The following is a 6,236-nucleotide window of genomic DNA, read 5'->3' on the forward strand; positions in this document are numbered from 1 at the left end:
GGTGCGGAACCCCAGGCGCACCGCCGGACTGCTGTGGCTGCTCGTGCTCGTGTGGGTGGTCGCCCTCGTGGGCTCCCTGCTCAGCGGGGGCACCTCGTCGGCGCTCTCCTTCGCCGTGCTCGCGGCGCTGTGCGCCGCCGGGGCGCTGCTCCTGGGCCGCAGGGCCCGGCGCTGACGGTCTCGACCCCGCGGGTGGGGAGGGTCCGGGGGCGGGCCGGGAGGCGAAGGGGGCCCGGCGGCGAGAGGCCCCGGGCCCCCGGTCTACGATCGGAGCGAGGAGGAACCCATGACCGAGACCCCCCGGGCGACCGCGGACGTCGTCACCGGCTCGATCCGCCTGCTCGCGGAGCAGGGCTGGGAGGCCACGACCGTGGACCGGCTCGCGCTGGCCGCGGGGATCAGCCGGGCCACCTTCTTCCGCAAGTACGGGTCCAAGGAGGACATCGTCTTCGCGGACCACGCCGCGAACCTCGAGCGCCTCGAGCAGCAGCTGGCGCGTGCGGGCGGCGAGCCGGGCGCCGATCCGGCCCTCGCGCTCCGGGACGGCGTGCTGCTGGTCTTCCGCCACCACCTCGACCACCGCGAGCGCGCCCTGGCCCGCAACGCCCTGCTCCGGCAGGTCCCCCAGCTGCGCGACCGGGAGCTCATCACGTCCCACCGCTACGAGCGGGTCCTGCAGCGCTACCTGCGCTCCGCGCTGCCCGACTCGCCGGGGCGGGCGACCCTGGCCACGGCGCTGTCCGCCGCCGCGGTGGCCGTGCACAACGCCGCGCTGCGGGCCTGGCTGCGCGCCCCGGACAGCGACCCCTCGGCCGAGCTGGCGGCGCAGCTCGAGCGGCTCGCGCGGACCCTCGTCTCCGGCTACGACGGCGGCGCGGCGCGGCCGGCCGCCGCGGCCGGGACGCGCCCCGCCGTCGTCGTCACCGTCCTGGACCCGGGGGCGGGCACGGAGGAGATCCTGGCGTCCGTGCGGAACGCCCTGGGCCGGTGAGTCAGACCTCGTCGGCGAGGATCGCGTAGATGAGCTCGTCGCGCCACTCGCCCAGCTGGTGGTGGCTCTCGCGCAGGGTCGCCTCCAGGCGCATCCCGATGCGCTCGCAGACCTTGGCGGAGCTCACGTTGAGGGCGTCGAGGCTCGCGCAGACCCGGTGCGCCCCCAGCTCGGCGAACGCGAACTCGATCGCGGCGCGGGCGGCCTCGGAGGCGATCCCCCTGCCCGCGTGGTCGGGGTGGACCACCCAGCCGATCTCGACCTGCGCGGCGGCCGCGTCCGTGAGGGTCAGCACCACCTCGCCCGCGAGCTCCCGGGAGCCCCTGGGGGAGACGGCGAAGCGGACGTGGTCGCCGTCCCGGCTCCAGGGGCGCAGTCCGCTGTTCTCGGCCAGCGCGCGCTCGCACTCCTCGCGCGTGCGCGGGCCCCGCCACGCGTACTGCGCGTAGTCCTCGCGGCTCTGGTAGGAGTGCATGGGGTCGAGGTCCGCGGCGTCGAAGCGGCGGAACGCGAGGCGTTCGGTCTCTGGGGGCAGCACGTCGATCATCACCAGCCAGAATACGGCCTCGACGCCCCGGCAGCGGACGCCGCACGACGACATTGAGACTCGATTCCTTGACCTGAGACTCAGTATCAGTCAGAGTGGTGGCGATCACACCTCTCGTCAGGAGTCCGTCCATGGCACCCGCCGCGCCCGCCCCGTCCTTCCCCTCCACCGTCACGGTCGACGTCGAGCAGCTCGTCCTGCCCGGCCGGTCCGCTCCCGTCGCCCTCGTGCGGCTGGACTCCACGCCGCCGGGCGGACTGATCATCTGGGGCTCCGAGGCCCTGGGGCAGCTCCGGGACGTCCTGGGCTCGATCGACCAGTCGGCCGTCGAGGCGATCGTGGTCACCGGCAACGCCCGGTCCTTCGGCGCGGGGGCCGATCTCAAGGAGATCCGCCACGCCCAGCTCAGCGGCGTCTCCGACCGGTACGTGGGACTCGGCCACGAGGCCTTCGGCGTCCTGGCCGACGCGAGCGTGCCCACGTTCTCCCTGCTCACGGGGCAGGCCCTGGGCGGAGGGCTCGAGCTGGCCCTGCACACGGACTACCGCGCGGCCCATCCGCGCACCGGTCCGCTCGGGCTGCCGGAGTGCCGGCTCGGCTTCTTCCCGGGCTGGGGCGGCGTGCACCTGCTCCCGCACCTGATCGGCCCGGCCGCGGCGCTGCGCGTCATCGTGTTCGACTCGCTGCGGGGCCGGAACACCAAGGCGGCGGAGGCCCTCGAGCTCGGCCTCGTGGACACCGTGCTCGACGCCGCCCCGGGGACCGGGGCGTGGGACACCGCCTGGCAGGAGTGGGTGGCCGGCAAGCTCACCGCGCTCGACGCGGGGGAGCCCCGTCGCCGTGCGGGCACGCCCGGCAGCACCGGGGAGCGGCAGTGGCACGACGCCGTGGAGCAGGCCCGGGACCGGGCCGAGCGCACCTGGCACGGCGCGGCGCCGGCCCCGCTCGTGGCGATCGACCTCGTGGCCGACGCCCGGACCGAGACCCGCACCGAGAACGGGACGAAGGCCGTGGCGGCCTTCGCCGACCTGGTCCGCGGCGACGTGGCCAAGGCCTCCCTCTACGCGTTCGAGCTCGTCTCGGCACGCTCCCGGCAGCCCGCGGACGTGCCGGCCGCCGAGCCCGTGCCCCTGCGCAAGGCCGCCGTGATCGGCGCCGGCCTGATGGCCGGCCAGCTCGCCTCGCTCATCGCGAGCGGCGCCCGGATCCCCGTGGTCATGACCGACCTCGACGACGCACGGCTCGCCGCCGGCGTGGCCCGGACCCGGGAGCGCTTCGCCGCCCAGGCGGCCCGGGGACGGATCAGCGCGGAGCAGGCGGAGCAGCTCGGCGCCCTCGTCACGGGCGCGAGCGGGCCGGAGGACCTCGCCGACGCGGACTTCGTGATCGAGGCCGTCTTCGAGGACCTCGACGTGAAGAAGCAGGTCTTCGCCCAGTGGGAGCAGGTCGTGCGGCCCGACGCGATCCTCGCGACCAACACGAGCTCCCTGTCCGTCACCGCCATGGCGGACGGTCTCCGGCACCCCGAGCGGGTCGTCGGCTTCCACGTCTTCAACCCCGTGGAGGTCACCCCGCTCCTCGAGATCGTCGCCGGGCAGCGGACCGGCGACGCCGCCCTCGCGACCGCCTTCGAGCTCGCCGCGATGCTGCGCCGCACGGCGGTGCGCGTCCAGGACGCCCCGGGCTTCGTGGTCAACCGGGTGCTGACCCGCCTCTTCGACGTGATCGTCCAGGCGGTCGACGCGGGCATGGACGTGGCGGCCGCCGACCACGCCCCCGACCCGATGGGCCTGCCCATGACCCCGCTGCGGCTGCTCGACTTCGTGGGCCCGGCCGTGCTGCACCACGTGGACGAGACCATGCACGGGGCCTATCCCGAGCGCTTCGCGGAGTCCCCGTGGATGAACGCGGTGGTCGAGGCGGGCCTGACCCACGTGCTGCCCACCGAGCAGGCCCCGGAGACGGGCGCGGACGGCTACCTCGCCGCGGACGCCGCCCGGCTGCTCGAGCGGACCCGGGCGCAGCGTCCCGCGGGCGCCCCGGGCGCTCCCGCCTCGCCGGGGGAGCTGTTCGTGCGGGTCCAGGACGCCCTGGCGGAGGAGATCGGCGCGATGCTGGCCGAGGACGTCGTCGCCGGGCCCGAGGACGTGGACCTGTGCATGGTCCTCGGCGCCAACTATCCCTTCCACCTGGGCGGGATCACCCCGTACCTTGACCGCACGGGCGCCTCCGAGCGCGTGCTCGGCCGGCCCTTCCACCGGGACTGACCGCCGGCCCCGACCTCCCGCCCGCCCACCGAACGAAGGATCCTTCCATGACCGCCACCCCTGAGACCGGCGCGAACCTGTTCCCCGCCGGCACCGTGGAGCCCGACTACGTCCTCGACGAGGCCCTCGACACCGACGCCGCCGGGGCCTTCGACGCGGTCTCCGACACCGACCGGGAGCACTGGATGCGCGCCCGCCGGTTCGTCCAGGAGGACCTGCTGCCCGTCATCGGCGAGCACTGGGACCGCTCGGAGTACTCCCTCGACCTCGTCCGCCGGCTCGGGGAGCTCGACCTGCTGCGCGACGGCGTCGGCGTCGACGGCTACGAGGAGATGTCCAAGACCGCGGCGGGGCTGATCAGCATGGAGCTCTCCCGCGGCGACGGGTCCATCGCGACCGTCTCCGGCGTCCAGGGCGGGCTCGCGATGCGCTCGATCGCGATGTGCGGCTCCGAGGAGCAGCGACAGCGCTGGCTGCCGCGGATGGCCACGGGCGAGCTCCTCGGCGCGTTCGCCCTCACGGAGCCCACCCACGGCTCGGACTCGGTGAGCCTCGAGACCCGTGCCACCCCGGTGGACGGCGGCTGGGTGCTCAACGGTGAGAAGAAGTGGATCGGCAACGGCTCGATGGGCGGGATCACCGTGGTGTGGGCCCGCTCCGACGAGGACGGCCAGGTCCGCGGCTTCGTGGTCCCGCAGGAGAGCGAGGGCTACACCGGCACGACCATCCGCGGCAAGCTCGCCCTGCGCGCCATCCACCAGGCGCACCTCCGCTTCGACGGCGTCTTCGTGCCGGAGGAGAACGCCCTGCCGGCGGCACGGTCCTTCAAGAACACCGCCGACGTCCTGTTCGCGACCCGGATCAGCGTGGCCTGGGGCGCGGTGGGCCACGCCCAGGCCTGCTACGAGACCGCCGTGCAGTACGCCAAGCAGCGCGTGCAGTTCGGCCGGCCGCTGGCCGCCTCGCAGATCGTCCAGGAGCGGCTGGCCCGGATGCTCAGCGAGCTCACCCAGATCCAGCTGCTCGTGGCGCGGATGACCGAACGGGAGGAGGCCGGCCGGCTCACCGCCGAGCAGGCGTCGCTGGCGAAGTACACCTCCACGCGCACCGCCCGCTCGATCGCGTCCAACGCCCGGGACCTGCTGGGGGGCAACGGCATCCTGATCGAGAACCGCGTGGCCCGCCACTTCGCCGACATCGAGGCCCTGCACACCTACGAGGGCACCGAGACCGTGCAGGCGCTGATCATCGGGCGCAGCATCACCGGCATCTCCGCCTTCGCCTGAGCGGGGCGCACCCGGGGCGACGACGGAGGAGAGCCCGGATCCCCGCACCCCTCGCTCTCCGGTTGCTCTCCCGGGCGGGAACGGCGTTCCCGCCCCGGAGACGACGACGGCGCCCCTGCCGGCAGGGGCGCCGTCGTGCTGTCTCCCGTGGGCGCTCAGAGATCGGCGCCGCCGTGGAAGGAGTCGTTGCTCGAGTCGATCTCGTCCTCGAACGCGGGGTCCTCGGGGACGTCGAGGTCCGCGATCGCCTCGCCCATGCTGGGCTCCTCGGGCGGGACCTGCTCGTCGCCCGCCTCGTAGCGGCCCTCCGCGGTCTCGTCCCGGAGCTCCTGCTCCGAGGGGACCACCGGGTGCTCGGGATCCACGCGCTCGTCCTGCACGCCGGTCTCGTCGACCTCGACCAGCGGATCCTCGCGCCAGTGCTCGGGATCGACCTCGGCGGCGCCCTCGTAGGTGTCGGGGGTCTCCGGCAGCTCTTCCGGTGAGGTGCTCATCTGCAGTCCTTTCGGGTCGGGGCATCGATGTCCCATCAGCCTACGCACCGACGCTCCTGACGCTCCTGCCGTGTGCTCCTGCCGCGTGCTCCAGCTGTCCGCACGTGTGCCGCCGGCGGAGGCGGCGTGCGCCGCGACGACAGGCCCTCGCCCGGCACGGCGCGGGTTTTGACGGTCCTCCGGGGCGTGTGTAATGTATTCCGAGTCGCCGCACGGGAAGCGAGAGATCGCCCCGGACGGCAACGCCGAATCCGGCGGACCAACCTCCTCGAACCACCAGGCCGATCACCGCTGTGCGGTGACAGACCGCTTGTTGGCAGAGACCGGGTCCGGTACGCTGGCGGAGCTGTTTCGGGCAGCAGCGAGAGATCGTTGCGGCCCACGGCGCCGACTCCGGCGGATCCACGACTTCTTCTCCCGAAGAACCCACCATCGTTGAACGATGGAAAAGCGATTTGGGAAAGCGGAGAAGATGGGGATAAGCTGAGGAGGTCGCCGAGGGGAAAGCGAGAAATCGCGAGAACCGAGCGAAAAAGAATTCCAACACGGTTTCCGGGTGTTCGGCCTGGTTGCTGGTCTGTTGTTTGAGAACTCAATAGTGTGCCATGTTTGTTGATACCGATTTTTTATTCGGTTGATGGGGTTGTCGTC

At 73.2% G+C, this 6,236-nt stretch carries 6 protein-coding genes; 4 read left to right on the forward strand and 2 right to left on the reverse strand.

From position 1 onward, the window contains the following. Window position 1: 1 nt before the first annotated feature. Window positions 2–175: a hypothetical protein gene (locus Q0817_RS07815; RefSeq protein WP_298585594.1), complete on the forward strand. Its 174-nt coding sequence runs from the start codon at window positions 2–4 to the stop codon at window positions 173–175. 111 nt (window positions 176–286) lie between these two features. Beyond that, window positions 287–991 (forward strand): TetR/AcrR family transcriptional regulator, encoded by a 705-nt coding sequence (locus Q0817_RS07820; RefSeq protein WP_298585595.1) that lies wholly within the window; start codon window positions 287–289, stop codon window positions 989–991. Between the two features lies 1 nt (window position 992). Here the strand turns inward: Q0817_RS07820 and Q0817_RS07825 are convergent, their stop codons facing one another. Further along, entirely contained in the window at window positions 993–1,592 is a 600-nt protein-coding gene (locus Q0817_RS07825; protein ID WP_298585596.1) for a GNAT family N-acetyltransferase, read from the reverse strand. A gap of 77 nt (window positions 1,593–1,669) precedes the next feature. Between Q0817_RS07825 and Q0817_RS07830 the strand changes: the two genes are divergently transcribed. Further along, a complete protein-coding gene (locus tag Q0817_RS07830) occupies window positions 1,670–3,805 on the forward strand; it encodes a 3-hydroxyacyl-CoA dehydrogenase NAD-binding domain-containing protein (RefSeq protein ID WP_298585597.1) in 2,136 nt (711 codons plus the stop codon). Window positions 3,806–3,852: 47 nt separating this feature from the next. Further along, window positions 3,853–5,091, forward strand: a complete 1,239-nt coding sequence (locus tag Q0817_RS07835) for an acyl-CoA dehydrogenase family protein (protein WP_298585598.1) — start codon at window positions 3,853–3,855, stop codon at window positions 5,089–5,091. 155 nt (window positions 5,092–5,246) lie between these two features. On the opposite strand, the gene Q0817_RS07840 is transcribed toward Q0817_RS07835, so the two are convergent. Continuing rightward, window positions 5,247–5,585, reverse strand: a complete 339-nt coding sequence (locus Q0817_RS07840; RefSeq protein ID WP_298585599.1) for a hypothetical protein — start codon at window positions 5,583–5,585, stop codon at window positions 5,247–5,249. Between the last annotated feature and the right edge of the window lie 651 nt (window positions 5,586–6,236).

It is taken from the genome of uncultured Kocuria sp. (assembly GCF_947500125.1).
Taxonomy (GTDB): domain Bacteria; phylum Actinomycetota; class Actinomycetes; order Actinomycetales; family Micrococcaceae; genus Kocuria.

Bases quoted from the DNA above. Each gene is read 5' to 3' on its own strand.
- Q0817_RS07820 (WP_298585595.1), top strand. From the start codon at position 287: ATGACCGAGACCCCCCGGGCGACCGCGGACGTCGTCACCGGCTCGATC.
- Q0817_RS07830 (WP_298585597.1), top strand. From the start codon at position 1,670: ATGGCACCCGCCGCGCCCGCCCCGTCCTTCCCCTCCACCGTCACGGTC.
- Q0817_RS07825 (WP_298585596.1), bottom strand. From the start codon at position 1,592: ATGTCGTCGTGCGGCGTCCGCTGCCGGGGCGTCGAGGCCGTATTCTGG.
- Q0817_RS07835 (WP_298585598.1), top strand. From the start codon at position 3,853: ATGACCGCCACCCCTGAGACCGGCGCGAACCTGTTCCCCGCCGGCACC.
- Q0817_RS07840 (WP_298585599.1), bottom strand. From the start codon at position 5,585: ATGAGCACCTCACCGGAAGAGCTGCCGGAGACCCCCGACACCTACGAG.